This is a genomic window from Micromonospora inyonensis (assembly GCF_900091415.1).
Classification (GTDB): domain Bacteria; phylum Actinomycetota; class Actinomycetes; order Mycobacteriales; family Micromonosporaceae; genus Micromonospora; species Micromonospora inyonensis.
In genome coordinates, this window is record NZ_FMHU01000001.1 from 1,074,931 (window position 1) to 1,095,888 (window position 20,958).

Below are 20,958 nucleotides of genomic sequence, written 5' to 3' on the forward strand. Positions count from 1 at the left end.
GCGTATGGCTCGCGGGAGCCGGGAGACGCCAACCCCGCGCACGTTGGCCGGTGCTCTTTGGACGCCGACCGGGTGACTACCCGTGTGGCACCTGCACCGCGACGGTCTGCCCCCGCTGCACCAGGAGGGCGCGGCCGGGTGGCCAGCCACCGCTGGTGGAGCGCGGGAGCTTCACGCTCAGCACCTCGCCGTCCACGTACGATGCCGGGTTCAGCAGGAGGCCCGTGCGAGCGTGGCGCACGGCGGCGAGCCAGCCCCGGTAGTTGTGCAGCGCCAACTCGTGGGTGGTACCGGCGGCGACGACGAGGTTGCCGTCGTCCCGTGCCGTCCGGGTGAACCGGTCGAGCACGTCGGCGGCGATGCCGTCACCGAGCCGTTCGGCGTCGTCGACCACGACCGCGAGGGGACCACGCGCACCGGCGAGCGCCTCGTCGATCTGCATGTCCAGCGATCCGCAGAGCGCCCCGACGACGCCGGGCATGCCGACCAGGTCCATGAGGGGCGACGGGCGTGGGCAGCAGAGCAGCACCCCGAACCCGCCGGTCCCGCGCCCGGCCAGCGACGACACGATCGCCGCCAGCGCGGTGCTGCGCCCGGACCGCGGTGGGCCGGCGACCAGGAAGGCGGCACCGGCGTCCGCGAGGTCGACGTCGACCGGCCCCAGGTCGTTGCCGCCCGCGCCGACGGTGCACGTGGCTGGCGTACGGGGGACCGCAGCGGCGCGCAACCCGGCCAGTTCGGCCGAGGTGATCGACGTGGGGAGCCGGTCGACGCGCCGGGGGCGAACCTGCGGGTCGAGCCGCCCCCAGCCGGGCGTCGAGCCGGCCGGCCAGCTCCTCCACCGCCGCCGCCTGGGCCGCGCCGCTCGGGTCGGGGGCGAGGATCGCGAGCTGCACCTCCGTCCCGGACGGTACGGCCATCGCCCGCCCCGGCGGCATGGTGCCCGGCATCGCGCGCGGGTCGGCCCCGAAGACCGCCACGTCGTCGGGATCGGCCTGACGTAGGACGAGCCGGGTAGCCGCCGCACTGCCGAGGCGGTGCGTGAAGCCGGACCGGTCGGTGGTGAGCGCGACCAGGATGCCAGCGGCGGCGCCGCGCCGGAGCAGGCCGTCGGCGATCGAGGCCCAGGGGCACGTCTGCGTACGGGCCGATGGGCAGTGCGCCTGGGGGACCGGCCACGCGGTCGGCGAGGTGTCCGGTCAGGCCCCGGCTCCCGGCAACCCGCTGCCCGTGGGCACCCGCATCACGTTGACGTACTACAGCGACCAGTGCCCCCTCGGGGACTACCGCGGGCAGGGCCCCGACGCCGCCTGCAACGCCATCAACGCCAGCGGGTTCGCGTGCAACCCGGTCGCCGTGCTGCACCCCACGCCCGGAGTGGTCCTCGCGCAGGACCCGCCGGGCGGCACGCCCCGGCTCGGCACCCGCGTGACCGTCCAGTACGCGCCCTGGGCTCCGGTCGGAACGGTCCTGCACGGCTCCGCGTACCCGGTCGGCACCGCGATCCCCAGCCCGCGCCTCGTCTACCACTACACCTGCGCCAAGGGGGGCACCCAGTGTCGGGGGCTACCGCGGAACGGGTTCTACTCGGCCGTGCCGCCCGGCTCCCCCACCGTCGACAGCGACTTCACGGGCACCCCGTACGCGGTGCTGATGACGTGCGGCACCGCGCCGGGGCAGAAGCGGGTCTGGCGGACCTGGAACGCCGCCTCACCGCGCCACTACCAGCACGTCCTCTCCGAGGCCAGGCCCGCAGCCGACGACAGTGAGGAACTCGGCTGCGTCTGGTGAGGATCCGATCCGCACGCGGACGGGCGACGGGCCCCGGAGCAGGTGCTCCGGGGCCCGTCTGGTGGAACGAAGAGTCAGGCGACCGAGATGCGGTCCAGCGCCGGGGCGGTGATCGGCGAGTTCGCCTTCAGGTACGCGATCAGCGCGTCCAGGTCGATCATGCCGGTGACCCGGTTGGTGCCCTGCGGCAGGACGCTGAACCCGTCGCCGCCGCCGGCCAGGAAGCTGTTCACCGTGATCCGGTAGGTGGCGGCGGTGTCGACCGCCGTACCGCCGATGGTGAGGCTGCCCCGGACGACCCGGCTGCCGGCGCACGGGTCGCCGGCCGGCGCGCTGGTGCCGGACGGGTCGACGACGTAGCGGACGGACGCGGACGGGTAGAGCGTGCGGCCGACCGTGAACTGCTGCTCCAGCAGGCAGTAGAGCTGCGCGCCGGTCAGGTCGAGCGTGGTCAGGTTGTTGGCGAACGGCTGGACCGTGAACGCCTCCTCGTACGTGACCTGACCAGCGTCGATGTCGGCCCGGACGCCGCCCGGGTTCATGAACGCGGCGACCGCGTTCTGCTCGTTGTCGGTGGCGGCGAGCTGCGCGTCGGCGATCACGTTGCCCATGGTGGACTCGCCCATCGTCGTCCCGTACAGGGTCTCCTGGGCGCGGGTCAGCGGACCGCTGGTGCTCCCGACGACCTGGCCGGCGACCGGGCCGAGGACCTCCTTGTAGCGGGTGATCAGCGCGGTCTGCGCGGCATCCTTGGCGACGTCCCGGGTGACCACCACGTTCTCCGCCTGCATGGTGAGCACGTCGCCGGTCCGCCGGTCGACCTTCAGGTCGATGTCGGTGACCAGCCGGCCGAACGAGCTGGCGCTGGTGACCAGCTTGCCGGCGATCTGGCAGTTGTACGCCTGGTGGGTGTGGCCGCTGACGATCACGTCGATCGACGGGTCCATCCGCTGGGCGATGTCCACGACCGGGCCGGTGAAGCCGACGCAGTCGTTGATGCCACCGGCACCGGCCTGGTTGCCGCCCTCGTGCAGCAGCACGACGATGGTCTCCACGCCCCGGCGACGCAGCTCGGCGGCGTACCGGTTGGCGGTCAGGGCCTCGTCGGCGAACGTCAGGCCGGCGACGCCCTCCTTGCTGACGATGTCGGGGGTGCCCTCCAGCGTCATGCCGATGAAGCCGATCTTGACGCCGTCGACCTTGTGGATGGCGTACGGCGCCAGCAGCGGCTGGCCGGTGGCGGTCGTGAAGGCGTTGGCCGACAGGTACTGGAAGCCGGCCCCCTCGTACGGGGTGCCGTCGGCGCAGCCGTCGACCGGGTGGCAGCCGCCGTTCTGGATCCGGAGCAGCTCGTCCGCGCCCTCGTCGAACTCGTGGTTGCCGACGCTGGCGTAGTCGAGCCCGGCCAGGGACAGCGCCTCGATGGTCGGCTCGTCGTGGAACGCGGCGGAGAGCAGCGGCGACGCGCCGATCAGGTCGCCGGCTGCGACGGTGATGGTGTTCTTCTGCTTCCTGCTCTCCTCGCTGAGCTGCTTGAGGTAGGTGGCCAGGAATTCGGCACCGCCCGCGGTCTGTCCGGCGATGGTGCCGCTGGACCCGGTCGGCGGTTCGAGGTTGCCGTGGAAGTCGTTGAGGGCGAGCAGCTTGACGTCGACCGGCTTCGGGCCGGCGGGCTGGGCCTGGGTGGGGGTCGCGGCGACCGCGCTCAGCGCTGCCGCGGTGAGCGCGGCCAGACCGAGGGCGGTCCGGCGGCGCATCCCGGAGACGGACATGGAACTCCTCGTGAATCGGTGCGTGGGGCCGGTCGCGGTGCTGTCCGGCTGCCCTGATCCGTACCGTTGCAGTAGTCGCTCGCAGGTTGTGGCACTGGGAGCACCGTCCTGTTGGGACAGACTCTCATCCGCGCCGCGATCGGTCGACCGGTCGAGTACAGCGGAGCTACGGATACGTTCGGCCACCTCCGGCGGTCGGTCGGGCGGTCCCGGCATGACGGGCGGGTGACCCCGGCTTGTCCCCCTCGACCGGCGGGCTGCCGCACGCCGGCGGGAGCGGTGCCGGCGCGGCGGGCGCGGACGGTTGTCGTACCGGCGCGGTAGAAAGGGCGGGTGACCACCACGAACCGGCCCGTGCGGACGGTGCGCTCCGCCGACGGCACCACGATCGCCTACGAGACCTCCGGGGAGGGGCCGCCGATCGTCCTGGTCGGTGGTGCCTTCAACGAGCGGACGACCGCGCGGCCGTTGGCCGCCGCCCTGGCACCGCACTTCACCGCGTACGCCTACGACCGTCGGGGGCGCGGCGACAGCGGGGACACCCTGCCGTACGCGGTCGACCGGGAGGTCGACGACCTCGCGGCACTGATCGGGGCGGCCGGCGGCTCGGCGTACGTCTACGGGCTCTCGTCGGGGGCGATCCTCGCCGCCCGGGCCACCGCCCGGGGGCTGCCGGTCACCGGCCTCGCCCTCTTCGAGCCGCCCTTCGCGGTGGAGGGGAACGCCGGTTCCCGACCGGACATCTCCACCACCCTGGCCGAGCTGATCGCGGCGGACCGCCGCGCGGAGGCCGTGGAACTCTTCATGACCTCGGCGGTGGGGTTGTCGGCCGAACAGGCGGCCGGCATGCGGAACGACCCGAGCTGGCCGTTCCTGGAGCGGATGGCACACACCCTGGTGTACGACCTCACGATCACCGCCGACGGTGCCCTTCCCCGGGACGAGCTGGCCGCCGTCACGGTGCCCACCCTGGTGGTCGACAGCACGGCGAGCCCGGACTGGCTACGAGAGGCGGCCCACCGCACGGCCGATGCGGTTCCCGGGGCCCGGCGGCTCAGCATGACCGGCGGGTACCACGAGGTGCCTCCGGCCGACCTCGCCGTCGAACTGCGCCGGTTCCTCCTCGGGTGACCGGCGGTTCCCCCTCCGGTGACCGCCGGTTCGGGTGGGGACCGCCGCGCCGGCCTCCCGTCAGAGCCGGCGCGGCGGTGGCTTCCGCCAGGTCAGCGGCAGGCGTAGCTGCCGCCCGGGCCGCGGTACGGCCGGGCCGGGTTCTCGATGACGGGATCGCCGCCATCGTCGGACGGGCCGAAGCGGCCGGCGTCCCGCTGGTCGCGGGCTTCCAGGTCGCGCAGCGCCCAACGCCCCGCAGAAGGCATGCGCCTGTTGATGGGAAGGTTCTCGTCGTTCAGGCTGGTGTTCACGATTCCCCCACATTCCGAGGGCCGGCGACGCTCCCGCCGGCACGGGATCCCGCGTTTCCGCGAGAATGCCTGAGGCTATCGATGGTGATACCAGTCGTGGACAGTAAGAAAGCTGCGAGGGCAACTAACAACTAGGCGGTTGATCAACCGCAACCGAACGGCCCATATGACACAGGTGATCGGCGCACACCTATGCACTGAGGGTGATCGTGCAGGTCGGCACCGGTAAACCCCCGCCAGGGCGCCTGTCGACGGCCAGGAAAGAGGGGGCGGGGCGGCGGGTGTGACCACGCCGACGACCTTTGCGAACCGGTTTTGGGTACGCGATTCCCAGGACAATGCGCAGGTGGATGCATCCTCGCCGTGATTCCGGCAGGAACACCCCCGCCGCCGGTACGCGCGCGCAACGCGGTTCCTGCCATCGGACTGTGCGATGGCGCCCACGTCGCCGACGTGTGTCGACTGTGGACACGCGAGGAAACGACGATACGGCATCGACGGTCAGCCGGGCCATGGCGGGCCCGCCGGTGGGACCGGGCCGGCGCCGGGGCGGGCCGTCGCGCACCGGACCGTCCCGGCCAGGGCAGCCGGATCCCGGTGGCCGGCCACCCCGGGTCGCGCCGCGAGGTACTCGACGATCCGGTCGGCGGTCCAGCCGTGCGACTCGGCGAGCCCGGCGGCGAGCACACCGAGGTACGCCGCGGCGGGCGGGTTCCACGGGACGTCGCCGGCCCGCCCGGGTGCGGTGAACGTCAGCAGCGGGTACCCCTCCCGGTCCCCGGCACAGACCAGGGTCTCGTACCGGCCGGGACCGACCGCCACCGCGCCCCGTTTCACGGCGGCGGCGAGCAGCGCCAGGTCCGCGCCCGGTGGGCGGTACATCTCCTGCGCGGCGACGTCGGCGAACTGCCCGGCGGTGAGGAGGTACGCCCGGGCGGCGACCGTGCCCGGCAGCTCCGGGTCGTAGAAGGCCATCCCACCGGTCCAGGCCCGCGACTCGCCCGTGAAGTAGATCCCGCCGGCAAGGAGGACCGGAACGCTGCGGCGCGGCGGACGCCGGTCCCGGCATCCCGGGTACGTCCGCAGCCCGCCGGGCGGTCGCCCGCCGCCGAGGTAGCAGCCGAGCCGGGCGGCGTGCAGGTTCGAGCCGTACGCGACGTACCACACCAGGTCCGACGACATCGACACCTCCCCGTACGCCCACGGTAACCACCGCCGGCGTCCACAGGCTGCGTCCACAGCCTGTGGATAGAACGTGTGTACGAGCAGCCGGGCGGTCATCCCCTCCTGGGTACCCTTGGTCGCACGGCCCGTGGCCGCTCACCCGCCCCCCGACCTGGAACGACGCCCCCGTGGACCTGGACCGAGTCATCCGTGACGTCACGGTGCGCCTCCCGATGGCGTCCACCGCGGTCGAGGCGTGCCAGTGGACCGTCAGCACCCTCTCCCGGTACGCCCCGGCGACCATCTCCGTCCTGCTCCAGGTCCACGACCGGCTGCGCTGCGTCGCGGCGACCGGCTCCTGGCAGGTCTACGCCACCGTGCCACCGAAGGCCGGAATCGTCGGCCGGGTCTACGCCTCGGGCAGCGGGGTCACCGTGGCCCGGGTCGCCGACGACCCGGACTACCTGCCCATCCGGCCGGACGTGACCGCCGAGGTCTGCGTACCGGTGGTCGGCCCGGCGGGCCAGCCGCTCGGCGTGCTGGACCTCCAGTGGTGCCAGCCGGTGGAGCTGGGCCCGTGGCGGGAGACCGCCGAGCGGGTCGCCAACCGGCTCGGCGCGCGGATCGTGGCACTGGGCGGTCCACCGGCCGAGACGCGCAGCGAGAAGATGCTCCGGCACGCCGCCGCGCTGACCGCCGCCCCCACCGAGTGGGAGCTGACGACCGCCGCGATCTACGCGGCCCGGGACGTCTCCACACTCTCCGCGGCCGTGCTGGTCCTGCCCGGCCCGGACGGTCCCCGGCTCGGGCGTGACCACCCGCGCCGGGACGAGCATGACGCTCCCCCGGGAGCAGGTTCCCCGCCCCGCGCGCCGGGCGACCTCGAGGACCGGGTGCGGGCCGAACTGGTCGAGGCGGGTCCGGAGCCGCTGGGCCGCATGATGAGCCGGGCACACCGGTACGGTGCCGGCTACACCCTGGGCGAGGCCGGAAACCCGCCGGTCGAGGACCATCAGCCGCTGGCCCGGGCCGGGGTCCGCACGCTGATCACCGCGCCGGTCGGGCCGCCCGATGACGGCGGTGTCCTGCTCGTCGCCGACGAACGGCTGCTCCGGCCGGACCCGACCACGGTCAACCTGATCGAGTTGCTGGCCGGCCAGGCATGGACCTGCCTGGACCGGCTGCGCACCCTGGCCCGGCTACGCGAGCGGGCCAGCTCCGACCCGCTCACCGGGCTGCGGCACACGGGACCGTTCGGCGAGCGGATCGCCACCGCCACGCCGGGGCGTACCGCCCTGCTGGCGATCGACGTCGACGGTTTCAAGAGCGTCAACGACACGTACGGCCACCAGGCGGGCGACCGGGTGCTGATCAGGCTCGCCCGGGCCCTGGAGGCCGCGCTGCGCCAGGGGGACGAGCTGTACCGGGTCGGCGGGGACGAGTTCGTGGCGGTGATCGAGGTCAGCCGTCCGGACGAGGCGGTCCGGATCGCCGAACGGCTCGCCCAGGCGGCCCGGGGCATCGGCCGGACGATCAGCGTCGGGGTCGCCCTGCCCCGGCGCGGGGAGTCTCCCGAGTCGACGCTTCGCCGCGCCGACCAGGCCCTCTACGCGGTCAAGCGCCGGGGGCGCGACGGCGTCCAACTCGCCGCCGCCTGAGCACCTGAGCACCTGCACGCCTGAGCACCTGCACGCCTGAGGTGGTAGCAGGGGACCCCTGCTCATCAAAAAGCGGTAACAAGGGTCCCCTGCTACCACCCGACAGAGCGGCGGCCGCCGCTCAGCAGGTGCGGAACTGAGCGGGTGCGGAACTCAGCGGGTGCGGAACTCAGCGGGTGCGGAACTCAGCGGCGAGCAGCTCGGCGATCTGCGCGGTGTTCAGGGCGGCCCCCTTGCGCAGGTTGTCGCCGGTGACGAAGAGATCCAGGGCCCGGGGGTCGTCGAGGGCGCGACGGATCCGGCCGACCCAGGAGGGGTCGGTGCCGACCGCGTCGATCGGCATCGGGAACTCACCCGAGGCCGGATCGTCGACCAGGATCACCCCGGGCGCGTTGCGCAGCGCCTCGCGGGCACCCTCGGCGTCCACCTCGGCGGCGAAGACGGCGTGTACGGCCACCGAGTGCCCGGTCACCACCGGGACCCGTACGCAGGTGGCGGAGACCTTGAGGTCGGGCAGGCCGAGGATCTTGCGCGACTCGTTGCGGATCTTCATCTCCTCGGACGACCAGCCGCCGTCGGCGAGCGAGCCGGCCCAGGGGACCACGTTCAGCGCCAGCGGCGCGGGGAACGGGCCCAGCTCGTCCCCGACCGCCTGGCGGACGTTGCCCGGACGGGAGCCGAGCGCCCGGTCCCCGGCGATCTTGCCGAGCTGGGTGTGCAGGGTGTCCACGCCGGCCTGCCCCGCCCCCGACACCGCCTGGTACGAGGCGAGCACCAGCTCGCGCAGGCCGTACTCACGGTGCAGCGGCGCGACGGCGACGATCATCGCGAGGGTGGTGCAGTTCGCGTTGGCGATGATCCCCTTGGGACGGTTCCGCACCTGCTCCGGATTGATCTCGGGAACCACGAGCGGAACGTCGCGGTCCATCCGGAACGCCCCGGAGTTGTCGACCGCGACCGCGCCCCGGCTGACCGCGACCGGTGCCCACTCGGCGGAGACCTCGTCCGGCACGTCGAACATGGCGACGTCGACGCCGTCGAACGCCTCCGGCGTCAACGCCTGGACGACCAGTTCCTCGCCCCGGCAGCGCAACCGCCGCCCGGCGGACCGCGCCGAGGCGATCAGCCGGATCTCGCCCCAGACGTTCTTGCGGGCCGAGAGCAGTTCACACATCACGGTGCCGACCGCACCGGTCGCCCCGACCACGGCGAGGGTGGGCAGCGACGCCATCGGCGTTACCGGCCCGTTCCCGCGTACACGACGGCTTCTTCCTCGCCACCGAGCTCGAAGGTGTCGTGGATGGCCCGGACGGCCACGTCGAGGTCGCTGTCCCGGCAGACCACGGAGACCCGGATCTCGGAGGTGGAGATCATTTCGATGTTGACCCCGGCCGCGCCGAGGGCGGCGAAGAACCCGGCGGCGACGCCCGGGTGGGAGCGCATGCCCGCGCCGATCAGCGACACCTTGCCCACGTGGTCGTCGTAGAGCAGGCCCTTGAACTTGACCGACTCCTGGATCTTGTTGAGTGCGGCCATCGCGGTCGGGCCGTCCGTCTTGGGCAGGGTGAACGAGATGTCCGTCCGCCCGGTGCCCTCGGTCGAGACGTTCTGCACGATCATGTCGATGTTGATCTCGGCACCGGCCACGGTGTCGAAGATCCGGCCGGCCGCACCCGGCTCGTCCGGCACCCCGACGATAGTGATCTTCGCCTCGCTGCGGTCGTGGGCGACCCCGGTGATCAGTGCTTGCTCCACAGAGAGGTCCTCCATCGATCCGGTGACCATGGTGCCGGTATTGGTCGAGTATGACGAACGGACATGGATCGGCAACCCCGCCCGGCGGGCGTACTCCACGCTGCGCAGGTGGAGCACCTTCGCCCCACAGGCCGCCAGTTCCAGCATCTCCTCGTACGTGATCTGCGTGATGTGCCGGGCGTTGGGCACGATCCGCGGGTCAGCGGTGTAGACCCCGTCGACGTCGGTGTAGATCTCGCAGACGTCGGCGGCGAGTGCGGCGGCGAGCGCCACGGCGGTCGTGTCCGAGCCGCCCCGGCCGAGCGTGGTGACGTCCTTGGTGTCCTGGGAGACGCCCTGGAAACCGGCCACGATCACCACCGCGCCCTCGTCGAGCGCGCCCTTGAGCCGGCCCGGGGTGACGTCGATGATCCGCGCCTTGCCGTGCACCGAGGTGGTGATCACTCCGGCCTGCGAACCGGTGAACGAGCGGGCTTCGTAGCCGAGGTTGTGGATGGCCATGGCGAGCAGTGCCATGGAGATCCGCTCCCCGGCGGTCAGCAGCATGTCCAGCTCCCGCCCCGGCGGGAGCGGACTGACCTGGTTGGCCAGGTCCAGCAACTCATCGGTGGTGTCCCCCATCGCGGAAACCACGACGACCACGTCGTCGCCGGCCTTGCGCGCGGCGACGATCCGTTCGGCCACCCGCTTGATCCGCTCCGCGTTGGCGACGGAGGACCCGCCGTACTTCTGCACCACGAGTGCCACGACGGCGCACTCCCTCCCAGCAGCCCTGAGCGTGCCGACGCCGCCGGGTGAGTGGCCGGCGGCGCGGGTCAGACCTCCCCAGGGTATCCGGCGGCCCTCTCCGGCAGGTCAGGTGATCCCACGATCCGGCCGGGAGCGGCCCACGCCACATCGGTCGCACGCGCGACACGCCGTCGCCCCATGGCCCTGCGGGGTCCCCTACGACGGGGCAGGACCGGAGAATGGGCGGGTGCCTACCGGTGTCCACCTCCACGCCGCGCGCCGCCGACCGACCGTCCTGCTCGCGCTCGCCGTCCCCCTCCTGCTCGCCACCAGCGTCTCCCTGGCGGGCTGCACCTCGGAGGAGCCCCCGACCGAACCACCCGAGCCCGCCGGGGGCAGCCCGACACCTGCCCGCGCGGACGGCGCGCGCGACGACCTGGCCGCCCTCGCGGCAGCGGCGCAGGACCGCCACCTCACCGCCCGGTACACCCTCACCGCCGAGGACGGATCCACCCGGACGATCATCGTGACCAGCGCCAACGACGGCAGTTGGCGGGTCGACGTCCCGGGTTGGGCGCTCGGCGGCACGGTGGACGTCGCGCTGGTCAGCACCGCCGAGGGGTTCTTCCAATGCGCGTTGCCCTCGGCGACCCGCCCCGGGCCGGCCGGCTGCGTACGCCTCGGCGACCCGGACGACACGATCCCCCGGCGTCTGGATCCCCGGGTGCAGCACCCCTTCACCGACTGGCTCGACGTCCTCACCGACCGCCAGGCTCCGCTCGCGGTCTCGGTCAGCCGGCCGTTACCCGGTGCCACCGGCACCTGCTACTCGGTGGAGTCCACCTCGGCGTCGCTGAATCCGCCGCTGGACGTGGGGATCTACTGCTACGACACGGACGGCACGCCGACCGCCGTCCGGACGGCCCTCGGGACGCTCCGGTTGGCCGGCCCGCCCGGTCCCGCCCCGGCGACCGTGCAGTTGGCCGGCCCGGTGACCGAGGGCGAACCGGTCGAGGCCGCCGCCCCCACCCCGGGCGAGTCGGGCACGGAACCCACCACGACACCGTGAGCAACCATCACGGTACGGGTGCGGTTGCCCACGACTTGTCACCCTTCCGTTCGGGCGGGTGACGCGGCAGGGAAGGCTCGGCTGAGCTGGCGCTGTCAGCTGCGTCTCAAAGTCCGGAAGGTCATTTCCGCGAGCCGATCTGATCACGTAGGGTCACCAATATCATGTGGCAGGCGAGCCTCCTCCTTCCTTGCCGCGACGAGGCCCATCCGGCCGGCACCTCGTCGCGGGTCTGACGCGCGCCGTCCAGCACACCGAATTCGTCCGGACCGATCCAGGTCCGACACCGCTCGTCGGCACTGTCGCCGACCTTTCGACGCTGACGTCACATGATCAACGGGAGCATTCCGCCATGGCCCAGTCCGCAGGCACCAACGACGTCGAGTCCGAGCACCGGGTGACGGTCGACCCCGCCACGACCGACCCGACCGGCCCCGACCCGACCGTCGCCGACCCGATCGCCCGGCAGCAGCCCAGCCGCATGCCGTACCACCGCTACCAGCCGTTCCACCAGCAGTTCCGGGTCGACCTGCCGGATCGGCAGTGGCCGAGTCGGCACATCGAGGCCGCCCCGCGCTGGTGCGCGGTCGACCTGCGCGACGGCAACCAGGCCCTGATCGACCCGATGTCCCCGGAGCGCAAGCGTCGGATGTTCCAGCTCCTGGTCCAGATGGGCTACAAGGAGATCGAGGTCGGCTTCCCGTCGGCGAGCCAGACCGACTACGACTTCGTCCGGCAGCTCATCGAGCAGGACCTGATTCCCGACGACGTCACCATCCAGGTGCTCACCCAGTGCCGGGAACACCTGATCGACCGGACCTTCGAGTCGCTGCGCGGCGCGAAGCGGGCGATCGTGCACTTCTACAACTCCACCTCGACGCTCCAGCGCCGGGTGGTGTTCGGCCTGGACCGGGCGGGCATCACCGACATCGCCACGCAGGGCGCCCGGCTCTGCCGGAAGTACGCCGAGATCCACACCCCGGACACCGACGTCTTCTACGAGTACTCCCCCGAGTCGTACACCGGCACGGAACTGGAATACGCGCTGGAGGTGTGCGCGGCGGTGATCGAGGTGGTCGACCCGACGCCGACCCGACCGCTGATCATCAACCTGCCGGCCACCGTCGAGATGGCCACCCCGAACGTGTACGCCGACTCGATCGAGTGGATGCACCGCCGACTGCCCCGGCGGGACAGCCTGGTGCTCAGCCTGCACCCGCACAACGACCGGGGCACCGGCGTGGCCGCCGCCGAACTGGGCCTGCTGGCCGGCGCGGACCGGGTCGAGGGCTGCCTCTTCGGCAACGGCGAGCGCACCGGCAACGTCGACCTGGTGACGCTGGGACTGAACCTCTTCTCGCAGGGCGTCGACCCGCAGATCGACTTCTCCCGGATCGACGAGATCAAGCGGGCCGTCGAGTACTGCAACCAGCTGCCGGTGCACGAGCGCCACCCGTACGCCGGGGACCTGGTCTACACCGCCTTCTCCGGATCCCACCAGGACGCGATCAAGAAGGGCTTCGACGCGCTGCACGCGGACGCGGCGGCGGCGGGAGTGCCGGTCGACGACTTCGCCTGGGCGGTGCCGTACCTGCCGATCGACCCGAAGGACCTGGGCCGCACCTACGAGGCGGTCATCCGGGTCAACTCGCAGTCCGGCAAGGGCGGCGTCGCGTACATCATGAAGAGCGAGCACCAGCTCGACCTGCCCCGTCGGCTCCAGATCGAGTTCTCCGGGGTGGTCCAGCAGGTCACCGACCATGACGGTGGCGAAGTCGACCCTGCCACGATGTGGGACATCTTCGCCGGCCACTACCTCGTGGACTACCAGACCGCGCCGGTGGTGGCTCTGGCCGACTACACGATCGGCACCACCGAGGGCAAGGTCGAGATCTCCGCGCAGGTCGACTTCGGCGGGGAGCGCCGGGCCCTGACCGCGGTCGGCAACGGCCCGATCGACGCGTACGTCAACGCGTTGCAGTCCCTCGGCGTGGCGGTGCGTGTGCTCGACTACCACGAGCACGCCCTCTCCTCCGGTGGCGACGCCCAGGCCGCCGCGTACGTCGAGTGCGAGGTCGACGGCCGGACCGTCTGGGGCGTCGGCATGGACGCGAACATCGTCACCGCTTCGGTGAAGGCGGTGACCGGCGCGGTCAACCGCGCCCGCCACTGAGCTGCTGGCTGGCTCCCGCCAGCACGCGGGGGCCCGCCAGCACGGTGGTCGGGCTCGGCATCACCCGTCCCCGGCGGCCGGGATGCCGCGGGACGGGACCTAGTCCCGCCTCCCCTCCGGGGCTGCGGCGGATCCGGTGGCCGGGGCACCGGTCAGCAGGAGCCCGGCCAGCAGGGCGGCGGCCACCAGCAGCCCCGCGCTCCAGAGCAGTGCGCCCCGGTACGCATGGGTCAGCTCGGCGGCCTGCTCGTAGCCGGTGCCGGAGAGGCCGACCAGCAGCGGCAGCGCGGCCACCGCCAGCAGCCCGCCGACCCGGGAGGCGGCGTTGTTGAAGCCACTGGCCACCCCGGCGAAGCGGTCGGCGACCGCGGCCAGCACCGAGGCGGTCAGCGGCGCCACGACCAGGGTGAGCCCCAGGCCGAACAGGGTCACCCCGGGCAGCACGTCCGTCCAGTACGAGGCACCCGGCCCGACCCCGCGCAGCACCAGCAGACCGAGGGCGGCGAGCACCGGCCCGACGGCCAACGGCAGCCGGGGGCCGATCCGGCCGGCGAGCGCCCCGGCCCGCGCCGAGCCGACCAGGAGCAGCAGGGTCAGCGGCAGGGTGGCCAGACCGGTCCGCAGCGCCGACCAGCCGACCACGTTCTGGAGGTGGACGGCGAGGAAGAAGCTGAAGCCACCGAGCGCCGCGTACACCGCCACGGTGAACACGTTCAGCACGGTGAAGCGCCGGCTGTGGAACAGGGTGGGTGGGAGCATCGCCCCGTCCCCGCGTCGCCGCTCGACGAGGACGAAGGCCGCTGCGGCGACCACCCCCACCAGTGCCGCGCCCAGTACCGGCGCGGCGGTCGGGCCACGCCCGGGGGCGTCGATCAGGGCGTACGTGACACCGGCCAGGCCGAGCGCGCCGAGCAGCGCCCCGAGCACGTCGAACCGGTGGCGCTTTCCGGGCGCGCCGCGCCGGGAGACGTCCTCGTCCCGGCTCTCCGGCATCCACCGCAGCGCGACCAGCACCAGGGGCACGGCGAGCACCACGTTGACCAGGAAGATCCACCGCCAGGAGAGGGTGTCGATCAACCATCCGCCGACGAGCGGGCCGAGCGCGGTGGAGAAGCCGGAGAGGCCGGCCCAGGTGCCGATCGCCCGGCCCCGGTCGTCCGGATGGAAGCTCGCCTGGAGCACCGAGAGTGAGCCGGGGGTGAGCAACGCGCCACCCGCCCCTTGGAGGATCCGGGCCACGACCAGCCACCCGGTGCCCTGGGCCAGGCCGCAGAGCGCCGAGGCGACGGCGAACCAGACCACGCCGTACAGGAAGAGCCTGCGGCGTCCGAAGCGATCGCCGAGGGCCCCGCCGAGCAGGACGAACGCGGCCAGCATCAACGCATAGCCGTTTATCGTCCATTGGAGATCGGCGACGGTCGCCCCGAGATCCTCACCGAGCCGGGGCAGGGCCACGTTCACCACGGTCGCGTCCAGAAAGACCATGCCGGAGGCGAGGATCGCGGCGAGCAGGGTTCCCCTTCCGGCGGCAGTGCCCGTGCGCAGGGTGGGGGTGGTCATCGAATCCCTCCCGTGGGTACCCCGGCCAGCAGGCCAGGGAGGGCAACGGAACCTCCTACGGGCGCTCGCGGGTGTCGGCCGAGTTCACCCCGTTTACCGTGACGGTGTCCCGCGACAGCGCGGGGCGGTGGGTCGTGTCCCTGCGCTGGGAGGACCGCGGCGTCAACGCGGCGCGTGACATTCTGGCGGCTGCTGCCTGTGGAGCCGGTGTAGGACCTCAACGGGACTCCTCCCGGACGGGCGGTCGGCGACGAAGCAGGAACCCCCGGGACGGCCCGGAGGATCCCCGCCCTCCGGGGCGGGGAGGATGCCAAGGTCTCCAATCTGCCTCCTCGGATATGAGAGTTGCCACGAAACGCCGAAGCCGCACCGTCGTTGCCGTGCGGATCCCCGGAAACCCCGCAAGCTAAAAGGGTGTCGTCTCCACGTACCAGAACAGGACCCCGTGCCCTCGCGGCGACCGCGTTCGTCGCGGTGCTCGCTCTCGGCGCCGCCGGCTGCGGCACCGTGGCGGAACCGGACGCCCCGCCCCCCGGCAGCGGCGGCAACGCCAGCGAGAAGCTGGAGACCCTGACCGTGGCGAAGGCCGGTTCGATGCGGGGCTACAGCCGGGAACGGTTCCCGCACTGGCGGGACACCGGCAAGAACTGCGACGTCCGGGACAGCGTCCTCGAGCGGGACGGCAGCGACATCAAACGCTCCGGCTGCAACGTGGTCGCCGGCCGCTGGGAGAGCGTGTACGACAACCGCGCCTTCACCGACCCGTCCGACGTGGACGTCGACCACATGGTGCCGTTGGCGAACGCGTGGCGCTCGGGCGCGGCCGAGTGGGACGACACGCAGCGGGGCGAGTTCGCCAACGACCTGACCCGGCCGCAGCTCATCGCGGTTTCGGCCTCCTCCAACCGGGCAAAGGGTGACCAGGACCCGTCGCAGTGGAAGCCGGCGAACCGTTCGTACTGGTGCCAGTACGCCGAGAGCTGGGTGACGGTCAAGCACCACTGGCAGCTCTCGGTGACCAGCGCCGAGAAGGCCGCCCTGGCGGACATGTTGGAGGAGTGCGTGTGAGCGAGCGGTCCGGTACCGAGGCCGGGACGACGGCGGCCACGACGGAGAACGGGACTCCACCAGTTCCGGCGGAGAACGGGACGACCCGAGCTCCGGCGGCAGACGCCGTCCCGGCGGCTCAGGCGGCAGACGCCGCCCCGGCGGCTGCGGGTGGTGCGCCGGAGAGCCGGAGCGCCGACATCGTGCCCGGCCCCGGCGGGGTGATGACCGACGAGGTGGGCGTGGTGACCGGGGAGCTGACCCTGCGCACCGAGTTCGCCGCCGGTCAGGTCACCCTCCGGGTGCAGTACCGGGAGGCCGACGAGTGGTACACGGTGACCGGCGGCCGGGTGGCGCTGCCGGACGTGTCGGGGCTGGATGCCGTGCACGGTCTCGCCGTGGGGCTGCTCCACCGACCCGAGGGCTGAATACTCGCCCGTCACGCGCTGCGCGGCCGCACCGCCGGCTTGCCGGCCGGGTGGTTGCAGGGGACCCTTCCTCCGCAGAAAACGGTAACAAGGGTCCCCTGCTACCACCTCACACGTACGAGCACCGCCTCACACGTCCGAGCACCGCCTCACACGTACGAGCACCGCCTCACACGTACGAGCCTGGCTCGGTGGGAGCGGAGACCACCCCGGGTGCCTCGCCCTCGTCGGCCGGGCGGACGAGTTCGGCGTCCACCCGGTGCGGGCGCAGCTCGCCACTGGCGATCCGCTCCGCCCAGTGGCAGGCGACCCGGCTCCGGCCGATCTGCCGCAGCACCGGACGTTCCTCGGCGCACCGCGTCGGCTGCGCCCACGGACAGCGGGTGTGGAACCGGCAGCCGGACGGCGGGTTGGCCGGCGAGGGCAGGTCACCGGCGAGCAGGATCCGCTCCCGCCGGTCCTCCACGTCCGGGTCGGGCACCGGTACCGCCGACATCAGCGCCCGGGTGTACGGGTGCAGCGGCTCACTGTAGAGCCGGTCGCTCGGCGCCTCCTCGACCAGCGCGCCCAGGTACATCACGCCCACCACGTCGGAGATGTGCCGCACCACCGCGAGGTCGTGCGCGATCACCAGGTAGGTGAGGCCGAGGTTGTCCTGGAGTTCGTCGAGGAGGTTCACCACCTGCGCCTGGATCGAGACGTCCAGGGCGGAGACCGGCTCGTCGGCGACGATCAGCTCGGGACCGAGCACCAGTGCCCGGGCGATGCCGATGCGCTGCCGCTGGCCACCGGAGAACTCGTGCGGGTAGCGGGAGAGCGCCCACCGGGGCAGCCCCACCGCGTCCAGCGTCTCGCTGATGACCCGCCGGCGCTCGTCCCGGCTCTCGCCGATGCCGTGGGCGTGCAGCCCCTCGGTGAGGATCGACTCGACGTTCTGCCGGGGATCCAGGCTCGACATCGGATCCTGGAAGATCATCTGCATCCGGCGGCGCATGCCGCGCAGCTTGTTCGGGGCCATCCGGGTCAGGTCGATGCCGTCGAAGGTCACCTTGCCACCGGTGGGCGGGGTGAGCTGGAGCAGCGCCCGACCGAGCGTGGACTTGCCGCAGCCGGACTCCCCCACCAGCCCGTACGTCCGGCCCCGGGGGATGTCCAGGTCGACCCCGTCGACCGCCTTGACGTGGCCGACCACCCGGTCGAAGAGCACGCCCCTGGTGATCGGGAAGTGCACCTTAAGGTCGCGTACCTCGACGAGGATCTCGTTCTCGGTCACGCCTTGTCCTCCTCGCGGCGGATGTCGCCGGGCACCGCCGGTGCGCTGCCCGGCAGCGGGGCCGGGTTGACGCAACGGTAGCTACGGCCGTCGTGGGTCGGCACCATCTCGGGCGGCTCCCCGACGCAGGCGTCGATCCGCCGGGCGCAGCGTGGGGCGAACGCGCACCCATCCGGCCAGGGCAGCAGGTCGCGGACCGAGCCGGGGATGGGGGTGAGACGCTCGCCGCGCCCGGCGTCCAGGCGCGGGACCGAACCGAGCAGACCCACCGTGTACGGGTGCCGGGGCTGGGCGAACAGCGGCCGGCGGCGGGCGGTCTCCACCACCCGACCGCCGTAGAGCACGTTGATCGTGTCGCACATGCCGGCGACCACGCCGAGGTCGTGGGTGATCATCACCAGTGCGGTGCCCGAGTCGCGGACCAGTTCCTTGAGCAACTCCAGGATCTGCGCCTGGATCGTCACGTCGAGGGCGGTGGTCGGCTCGTCGGCGATCAGCAGCCGGGGCTTGCAGGCCACCGCCATGGCGATCAGGGCACGCTGACGCATCCCGCCGGAGAGCTGGTGCGGGTACTCCTTGAGCCGCCGTCGCGGGTCGGGGATGCCGACCCGGTCGAGCAGATCGGCGGCCTCCTTCGCCGCCGCGTCCCCCTTCATGCCCCGGTGCCGGGTGAGCACCTCGGTCACCTGGAGCCCGATCGGGATCACCGGGTTCAGCGAGGAGAGCGGGTCCTGGAAGATCATCGCTACGTCCCGGCCCCGGATGTCGCGCCGGGACCGGTCGTCGAGCTGGATCAGGTCGGTGCCGTCGAAGACGGCCTTGCCACCGATCCGGGTGCCACGCTGCTTCGGCAGCAGACCCATGATCGCCAGCGAGGTGACGCTCTTGCCGCAGCCGGACTCGCCGACCAGGCCGACCACCTCGCCCGCGTCGACCGAGAAGGAGACCCCGTCGACGGCGTGCACGGTGCGTTGGCCGCGACGGGAGAACGTGACGCTGAGGTCGTCCACGTCGAGCAGTGCCATTATTGATCTCCCGTTCGCGACTGCGGGGCTCGCGGCGCTTCACACATGTCAACCACCTCGCTACTTCCGCAGCTTCGGGTCGAGTGCCTCGCGCATCGCCTCACCGAGGAGGGTGAAGCCGAGGGCGGTGACGATGATGCCGACCGCCGGGTAGATCGCCAGCGCCGGCCGGATGCCCAGGTACGGCTGCGCGTCGGCGAGCATCACCCCCCACTCGGGGATCGTCGAGTCGGGGTTGCCCAGGCCGAGGAAGGAGAGTGCGGCGGCCTCGATGATCGCGGTGGCCAGCGTCAGCGTGGCCTGGACGATCACCGGGGCGAGCGAGTTCGGCACCACGTGGGTCAGCGCGATCCGCGACCGCTTCACCCCGAGGGAGGTCGCCGCCAGCACGTAGTCACTGTTGGACTGGGAGATCATCGAGCCGCGCAGCAGCCGGGCGAAGACCGGCACCGAGACCACGCCGACCGCGATCATCACGGTGGTGAGGCTCGCCCCGAGCAGCGCGGCGACGCTCACCGCCAGCAGCAGGCTGGGCAGGGCCAGCAGCATGTCGACGAAGCGCATCAGGGTGCTGTCCACCCAGCGGCCCCAGCGCCCGCCGAGGCCGGCGGAGGCCCCGGCGATGCCGCCGATCAGCGCGCCGACCGCGAGCCCGATCAGCGTGGAGACCACGCCGACCAGCAACGTCTGCCGGGCGCCGACGACCATCCGGCTGAACACGTCCCGACCCTGGTGGTCGTAGCCGAGCCAGTGGTCACCGGAGGGGCCGGGGATGATGCCCTGCCCGGACTTGACCACACCCTCCCGGATGCCGATCGACTCGGTCGCCCCGTACGGCACGAAGAACGGCCCGACGACCGCGACCAGGACGAAGAGGGCCAGGATCACCGCGCCGACGATGGCGGCGGGGTTGCGGCGCAGCCGCCGGAACGCCTCCTGCCAGAGGCTGACACCACGCTCGTCGTCGCGGACGGCCGCGAGTTCGGCGAGCCGGTCGATCTTGTCGCGCTTCTTGCCCGTGGTGACGGTCATCGCACCCTCACCCTCGGGTCGATCAGGCTGTAGGAGAGGTCGACTATCAGGTTCACCAGCACGTACACCACCGCGATGATCAGGATGAAGCCCATGAGTACGGGGTAGTCGCGCTGGCTGATCGACTCGGCGACGAACGCCCCGATGCCGCTGAAGGCGAAGACGGTCTCGGTGAGCACCGCACCGGAGAGCAGACCGCCGGCGAGCAGGCCGATCGAGGTGGCCACCGGGAGCATGGCGTTACGCAGCACGTGCCGCCGCCGGACCACGTTCTCGGTCAGGCCCTTGGCCTCGGCGGTCCGGACGAAGTCCTCGCCGAGCACCTCCAGGACGCTGGCCCGGGTGATCCGGACGATGATGGCCAGCGGGATGCTCGCCAGCGCGAGACCGGGGAGCACCAGGTGCCAGAGCGCGTCCGCGGCGGCGTCCCACTCGCGGGTCATCAGTCCGTCGAGGACGAAGAAGTTGGTGATCCGGGTCGCCTCGATGGTCGGGTCCTGCCGGCCGCTGGAGGGGAACCAGCCCAGGTTCTCCGCGAAGATCGCCTTGAGCACGTAGGCCAGGAAGAAGACCGGGATGCAGATACCGATCAGCGAGCCGCCGACCGACAGGTGGTCGAGGAGCCGGCCGCGACGGCGGGCGGCCAGGTAGCCCAGCGGGATGCCGACGCCGATCGCGATGATCATGGCCATCACGGTCAGCTCGACGGTACCGGGGAAGCGCTGGAGGAACTCGGTGGTGACCTCCCGCTTGGTGGAGGTCGAGGTGCCGAGGTCGAGCCGGACCATGCGGCGGATGAACGTGCCGTACTGCACCAGGATCGGCTCGTCGAGACCGAGGTTGCGGCGGATCGCGGCGCGCATCTCGGGTGTGCCCCGCTCACCGAGGATCGCGGTCTCCGGACCGCCGGGCAGTCGGCGCAACCAGATGAAGAGCAGGATGGAGAGCCCGAACAGCGTGGGTATCAGCTGGAGCAGGCGTCTGACGATGAACCGGAACACGGCGGCCTCGAAGGGGTGCGGAGGGATGCGGGCGGGCGCTGTGACCAGCGCCCGCCC

18 protein-coding genes are annotated in these 20,958 nt (G+C 72.2%); 7 read left to right on the top strand and 11 right to left on the bottom strand.

The features are described 5' to 3' along the window. Positions 1–76 precede the first annotated feature (76 nt). On the bottom strand, positions 77–727 hold the full coding sequence (locus GA0074694_RS04810; RefSeq protein WP_091453043.1) for a hypothetical protein: 651 nt from the start codon (positions 725–727) through the stop codon (positions 77–79). 335 nt (positions 728–1,062) lie between these two features. Here GA0074694_RS04810 and GA0074694_RS04815 point away from each other — a divergent pair, with 335 nt between their 5' ends. Then, entirely contained in the window at positions 1,063–1,791 is a 729-nt protein-coding gene (locus GA0074694_RS04815) for a hypothetical protein (RefSeq protein ID WP_141713960.1), read from the top strand. Positions 1,792–1,865: 74 nt separating this feature from the next. Here the strand turns inward: GA0074694_RS04815 and GA0074694_RS04820 are convergent, their stop codons facing one another. Continuing rightward, a complete protein-coding gene (locus GA0074694_RS04820) occupies positions 1,866–3,563 on the bottom strand; it encodes a bifunctional metallophosphatase/5'-nucleotidase (RefSeq protein WP_091453050.1) in 1,698 nt (565 codons plus the stop codon). Between the two features lie 333 nt (positions 3,564–3,896). On the opposite strand from GA0074694_RS04820, the gene GA0074694_RS04825 reads away from it, so the two are divergent. Further along, positions 3,897–4,694: an alpha/beta fold hydrolase gene (locus tag GA0074694_RS04825; RefSeq protein WP_218105638.1), complete on the top strand. Its 798-nt coding sequence runs from the start codon at positions 3,897–3,899 to the stop codon at positions 4,692–4,694. Between the two features lie 92 nt (positions 4,695–4,786). Here the strand turns inward: GA0074694_RS04825 and GA0074694_RS04830 are convergent, their stop codons facing one another. Further along, on the bottom strand, positions 4,787–4,987 hold the full coding sequence (locus tag GA0074694_RS04830) for a hypothetical protein (RefSeq protein ID WP_091453054.1): 201 nt from the start codon (positions 4,985–4,987) through the stop codon (positions 4,787–4,789). Between the two features lie 501 nt (positions 4,988–5,488). Further along, entirely contained in the window at positions 5,489–6,169 is a 681-nt protein-coding gene (locus GA0074694_RS04835) for a histone deacetylase (RefSeq protein ID WP_245714542.1), read from the bottom strand. A gap of 215 nt (positions 6,170–6,384) precedes the next feature. Here GA0074694_RS04835 and GA0074694_RS04840 point away from each other — a divergent pair, with 215 nt between their 5' ends. Beyond that, complete coding sequence (locus GA0074694_RS04840) at positions 6,385–7,809, top strand: GGDEF domain-containing protein (RefSeq protein WP_176737776.1); 1,425 nt, start codon at positions 6,385–6,387, stop codon at positions 7,807–7,809. A 169-nt stretch (positions 7,810–7,978) separates the two neighbouring features. On the opposite strand, the gene GA0074694_RS04845 is transcribed toward GA0074694_RS04840, so the two are convergent. Continuing rightward, the gene (locus tag GA0074694_RS04845) at positions 7,979–9,040 is read right to left on the bottom strand and encodes an aspartate-semialdehyde dehydrogenase (protein ID WP_091453060.1); all 1,062 of its coding nucleotides are present in this window, start codon (positions 9,038–9,040) and stop codon (positions 7,979–7,981) included. 5 nt (positions 9,041–9,045) lie between these two features. Further along, complete coding sequence (locus GA0074694_RS04850; protein WP_091453063.1) at positions 9,046–10,311, bottom strand: aspartate kinase; 1,266 nt, start codon at positions 10,309–10,311, stop codon at positions 9,046–9,048. Positions 10,312–10,540: 229 nt separating this feature from the next. Here GA0074694_RS04850 and GA0074694_RS04855 point away from each other — a divergent pair, with 229 nt between their 5' ends. Both GA0074694_RS04855 and leuA read left to right on the top strand, forming a co-directional pair. Next, complete coding sequence (locus GA0074694_RS04855) at positions 10,541–11,362, top strand: hypothetical protein (protein WP_176737777.1); 822 nt, start codon at positions 10,541–10,543, stop codon at positions 11,360–11,362. A 481-nt stretch (positions 11,363–11,843) separates the two neighbouring features. Then, positions 11,844–13,535: a 2-isopropylmalate synthase gene (gene leuA / locus GA0074694_RS04860; protein WP_245714715.1), complete on the top strand. Its 1,692-nt coding sequence runs from the start codon at positions 11,844–11,846 to the stop codon at positions 13,533–13,535. 99 nt (positions 13,536–13,634) lie between these two features. Here leuA and GA0074694_RS04865 read toward each other — a convergent pair whose 3' ends face one another. Next, a complete protein-coding gene (locus GA0074694_RS04865) occupies positions 13,635–15,095 on the bottom strand; it encodes an MFS transporter (protein ID WP_091453066.1) in 1,461 nt (486 codons plus the stop codon). A gap of 414 nt (positions 15,096–15,509) precedes the next feature. Between GA0074694_RS04865 and GA0074694_RS04875 the strand changes: the two genes are divergently transcribed. Together GA0074694_RS04875 and GA0074694_RS32580 are read left to right on the top strand one after the other, a co-directional pair. Beyond that, complete coding sequence (locus GA0074694_RS04875) at positions 15,510–16,163, top strand: HNH endonuclease family protein (protein ID WP_091453073.1); 654 nt, start codon at positions 15,510–15,512, stop codon at positions 16,161–16,163. Beyond that, positions 16,160–16,570: a hypothetical protein gene (locus GA0074694_RS32580; RefSeq protein WP_342670917.1), complete on the top strand. Its 411-nt coding sequence runs from the start codon at positions 16,160–16,162 to the stop codon at positions 16,568–16,570. Before GA0074694_RS04875 ends, GA0074694_RS32580 begins: the two co-directional genes overlap by 4 nt. Positions 16,571–16,739: 169 nt before the next feature. Here GA0074694_RS32580 and GA0074694_RS04885 read toward each other — a convergent pair whose 3' ends face one another. From GA0074694_RS04885 to GA0074694_RS04900, 4 genes are read right to left on the bottom strand one after another with little or no spacing between them, the layout of a single operon-like run. Beyond that, a complete protein-coding gene (locus tag GA0074694_RS04885) occupies positions 16,740–17,843 on the bottom strand; it encodes an ABC transporter ATP-binding protein (RefSeq protein WP_091453076.1) in 1,104 nt (367 codons plus the stop codon). Then, complete coding sequence (locus GA0074694_RS04890; protein WP_091453080.1) at positions 17,840–18,868, bottom strand: ABC transporter ATP-binding protein; 1,029 nt, start codon at positions 18,866–18,868, stop codon at positions 17,840–17,842. Before GA0074694_RS04890 ends, GA0074694_RS04885 begins: the two co-directional genes overlap by 4 nt. Positions 18,869–18,928: 60 nt before the next feature. Further along, a complete protein-coding gene (locus GA0074694_RS04895; protein WP_091453083.1) occupies positions 18,929–19,900 on the bottom strand; it encodes an ABC transporter permease in 972 nt (323 codons plus the stop codon). Continuing rightward, the gene (locus GA0074694_RS04900; RefSeq protein ID WP_091453085.1) at positions 19,897–20,901 is read right to left on the bottom strand and encodes an ABC transporter permease; all 1,005 of its coding nucleotides are present in this window, start codon (positions 20,899–20,901) and stop codon (positions 19,897–19,899) included. Before GA0074694_RS04900 ends, GA0074694_RS04895 begins: the two co-directional genes overlap by 4 nt. Positions 20,902–20,958 lie beyond the last annotated feature (57 nt).

What these genes read in the sequence shown, in the direction of transcription:
- GA0074694_RS04890 (WP_091453080.1), bottom strand. Translation starts at nt 18,868, where the DNA reads ATGGCACTGCTCGACGTGGACGACCTCAGCGTCACGTTCTCCCGTCGC.
- GA0074694_RS04865 (WP_091453066.1), bottom strand. Translation starts at nt 15,095, where the DNA reads ATGACCACCCCCACCCTGCGCACGGGCACTGCCGCCGGAAGGGGAACC.
- GA0074694_RS04835 (WP_245714542.1), bottom strand. Translation starts at nt 6,169, where the DNA reads ATGTCGTCGGACCTGGTGTGGTACGTCGCGTACGGCTCGAACCTGCAC.
- GA0074694_RS04820 (WP_091453050.1), bottom strand. Translation starts at nt 3,563, where the DNA reads ATGTCCGTCTCCGGGATGCGCCGCCGGACCGCCCTCGGTCTGGCCGCG.
- GA0074694_RS04895 (WP_091453083.1), bottom strand. Translation starts at nt 19,900, where the DNA reads ATGACCGTCACCACGGGCAAGAAGCGCGACAAGATCGACCGGCTCGCC.
- GA0074694_RS04840 (WP_176737776.1), top strand. Translation starts at nt 6,385, where the DNA reads ATGGCGTCCACCGCGGTCGAGGCGTGCCAGTGGACCGTCAGCACCCTC.
- GA0074694_RS04845 (WP_091453060.1), bottom strand. Translation starts at nt 9,040, where the DNA reads ATGGCGTCGCTGCCCACCCTCGCCGTGGTCGGGGCGACCGGTGCGGTC.
- leuA (WP_245714715.1), top strand. Translation starts at nt 11,844, where the DNA reads ATGCCGTACCACCGCTACCAGCCGTTCCACCAGCAGTTCCGGGTCGAC.